The sequence below is a fragment of the Mycobacterium sp. UM_Kg1 genome, from assembly GCF_000972925.1.
Classification (GTDB): Bacteria; Actinomycetota; Actinomycetes; order Mycobacteriales; family Mycobacteriaceae; genus Mycobacterium; species Mycobacterium hiberniae.
Genome location: NZ_JRMK01000259.1, coordinates 1 through 2,874 on the forward strand (window position 1 = coordinate 1; position 2,874 = coordinate 2,874).

Annotated in this window: 3 protein-coding genes and 1 pseudogene; all 4 read left to right on the top strand. The window is 69.7% G+C overall.

Annotated elements, in window-relative coordinates:
* Positions 1 to 279: pseudogene (locus LI92_RS20740) on the top strand (tryptophan synthase subunit beta); the annotation flags it as partial.
* A 29-nt stretch (positions 280 to 308) separates the two neighbouring features.
* On the top strand, positions 309 to 1,082 hold the full coding sequence (gene trpA, locus LI92_RS20745) for a tryptophan synthase subunit alpha (protein WP_046322258.1): 774 nt from the start codon (positions 309 to 311) through the stop codon (positions 1,080 to 1,082).
* The gene (lgt, locus tag LI92_RS20750) at positions 1,079 to 2,416 is read left to right on the top strand and encodes a prolipoprotein diacylglyceryl transferase (RefSeq protein WP_046322256.1); all 1,338 of its coding nucleotides are present in this window, start codon (positions 1,079 to 1,081) and stop codon (positions 2,414 to 2,416) included. The genes trpA and lgt overlap by 4 nt, the downstream gene beginning before the upstream one ends.
* Before the next feature lie 45 nt (positions 2,417 to 2,461).
* The gene (locus LI92_RS20755) at positions 2,462 to 2,836 is read left to right on the top strand and encodes an NINE protein (RefSeq protein ID WP_046322257.1); all 375 of its coding nucleotides are present in this window, start codon (positions 2,462 to 2,464) and stop codon (positions 2,834 to 2,836) included.
* Positions 2,837 to 2,874: the final 38 nt, after the last annotated feature.

The window sequence follows — 2,874 nt, forward strand, 5'->3', positions numbered from 1 at the left end:
GTGGGCCCCGAACACGCCTGGCTGCGCGAGACCGGGCGCGCCGAATACCGCCCGATCACCGACTCCGAGGCCATGGACGCGTTCGGCGTCCTGTGCCGCACCGAGGGGATCATTCCCGCGATCGAATCGGCACACGCGATAGCCGGCGCGCTCAAACTGGCGGCTGAGCTGGGGCCCGGAAAGATCATCGTGGCGAACGTGTCCGGCCGCGGCGACAAGGACGTGGAAACGGCGGCCAAGTGGTTCGGGCTGTTCGACCAGACGGGGGAGGAGTCGTGACCGACCACACCGGCGACCGGTTGGCCCCGATGTTCGCGGCCTGTCGGGCCGAGGGCCGAGCCGCGCTGATCGGCTATCTGCCGACCGGCTACCCGGATGTGGCGGGATCGATCGCCGCGATGACCGCTTTGGTCGAAACCGGTTGCGACCTCGTCGAAGTCGGCGTCCCTTACTCCGATCCGGGGATGGACGGCCCGACCATCGCGCGCGCCACAGAGACCGCGCTGCAAGGCGGTGTGCGGGTACGCGACACTCTGCGCGCCGTCGAGGCGATCACCGCCGCCGGCGGTCGTGCCGTGGTGATGACCTACTGGAACCCGGTGCTGCGCTACGGCGTCGACGCGTTCGCCCGCGACCTGGCCTCAGCCGGGGGACTGGGCCTGATCACCCCTGACCTGATCGTCGACGAAGCCGAGGACTGGCTGGCCGCCTCCGAACAGCACGCGCTGGACCGGATCTTCCTGGTGGCGCCGTCCTCGACGCCGCAACGACTCGCCGAGACGGTCAGGGCGACCCGCGGATTCGTCTACGCCGCCTCCACGATGGGAGTCACCGGTGCCCGCAACACGGTGTCCAACGCGGCACCGGAGTTGGTGGCCAGGGTGCGCGAGGTCTCCGGCATTCCCGTCGGTGTCGGGCTGGGCGTGCGATCGGGCGCGCAGGCCGCCGAGATCGCTGCCTACACCGACGGTGTCATCGTCGGATCGGCGCTGGTGACCGCGCTGAGCGAGGGCCTGAACGCCCTGCGGACATTGACGACGGAGCTGACTTCGGGAGTGCGCCAAGGAGTTTCCACACGATGACGTTGGATTGGCTGACCTATTTCCCCAGTCCTGCGCGCGGAGTGTGGCATCTCGGTCCGGTTCCGATCCGGGCTTACGCCCTGTGCATCATCTGCGGAATCGTCGTCGCCCTGCTGATCGGGGATCGCCGGTGGCGGGCCCGGGGCGGTGAGCCGGGCGTCATCTATGACATCGCGCTGTGGGCGGTGCCGTTCGGATTGGTCGGCGGGCGGCTCTATCACCTGATGACCGACTGGCGGACCTATTTCGGCGAGGGTGGCGTCGGATGGGAAGCGACGCCACGGATCTGGGATGGCGGCCTGGGGATCTGGGGCGCGGTGGCGCTCGGCGGGGTGGGTGCCTGGATCGGTTGCCGCCGTCGGGGGATCTCCCTGCCGGCCTTCGGTGACGCGATCGCCCCGGGGATCGTCTTGGCGCAGGCCATCGGACGCGTCGGGAACTACTTCAATCAGGAGCTCTACGGCCGCGAGACCACGCTGCCGTGGGGGCTGGAGATCTTCTGGCGCGAAGACGCCTCGGGCGTGCGGGATCCGCACCTGCTCGACGGCGTGTCCACCGGCGAGCTGTACAAGATCGTCCAGCCGACGTTCCTCTACGAATTGCTCTGGAACCTTGTGGTGTTCCTCGTTCTGATCTACGCCGACCGGCGGTTCAGAATGGGGCACGGACGGTTGTTCGCGCTTTACGTCGCGGGGTACTGCATCGGACGGTTCGGCATCGAACTACTCCGTGACGACGCCGCGACACATATCGCCGGCATCCGGGTCAACTCGTTCACCTCGACGTTCGTCTTCATCGGCGCGGTGGTGTACATCCTGCTCGCGACCAAGGGACGCGAAGATCCCGAAGCGATTCGCAGCGCCTGGCAATCACGGGAGGCCGGCGGCCAGGACGCCGCAACGCCGGAGGAGCCGGCAACCGAGGCGCCGCAGGAGCCGGATGTGCCCGAGGCGCCGGCCGGTGGCGGCGCGGTGGTAGCAGTGCCGGAAACGCTTACCGGCCAAGCCGACTCGGCCGAGCCCGAGGCCGTCGACGACCCGTCCGGCGAGCAGGAGGAGGCGCAGCTCGCCGGCTCCGCGGACCAGCAGGACACCGAGGCCGACGCCGAGATCGGCGACGCCGATGCGGGCCGGGTGGTAGCGGACTCCGAGGTCGCCGAGACGCCACCCCCGCCGTCCGAGGCAACCCCCGTGGACCCCGAGACTGAAACCGGCGATGCCGGTGACCCGGACCCCGAGGACTCCGCCGGTGGCGACGCCCAGGGTGCCGAGCATCCCGACGCCGGCGAACAGGCAGACGACGCAGCCGCCGACGACGCCGCTGAGCAGCGCTGACCTCAGGGCGGACGCCGTAGCCGGCGGTTCTGGCATGCTGCATAGATGACTGTCCCGCCATGGCCTCCGGCCGGGCCGCACGGCGACTGGCCCCCGCCGGGCTACCTGCCGCCGTATCAGGGGCATCCCGACATGTGGGCGCCCTACGGCCGCTCCCCGGCGACCGGGCTGCCGTACTCGCCGAAGTCCAAAATGACCGCGGCGTTGCTGCAGCTGCTCGGGTTCTTCGGCTTCCTGGGCTTCGGTCGGATGTACCTGGGCCAGACCGGACTGGGTTTGGCGCAGCTGACGGTCGGGCTGCTGGCAACCGTCACCACCTACGGGCTCGGGATCATCGTGCCCTTCGGCTGGGGTGTCGTCGACGCGGTCCTGATGCTGAGCGGGCGGGTGCACGACAGGCAGGGCCGGCCGCTGCGCTAGCTGTACTGACCACGGACGTTGGGTACGGCGTGGCGTGG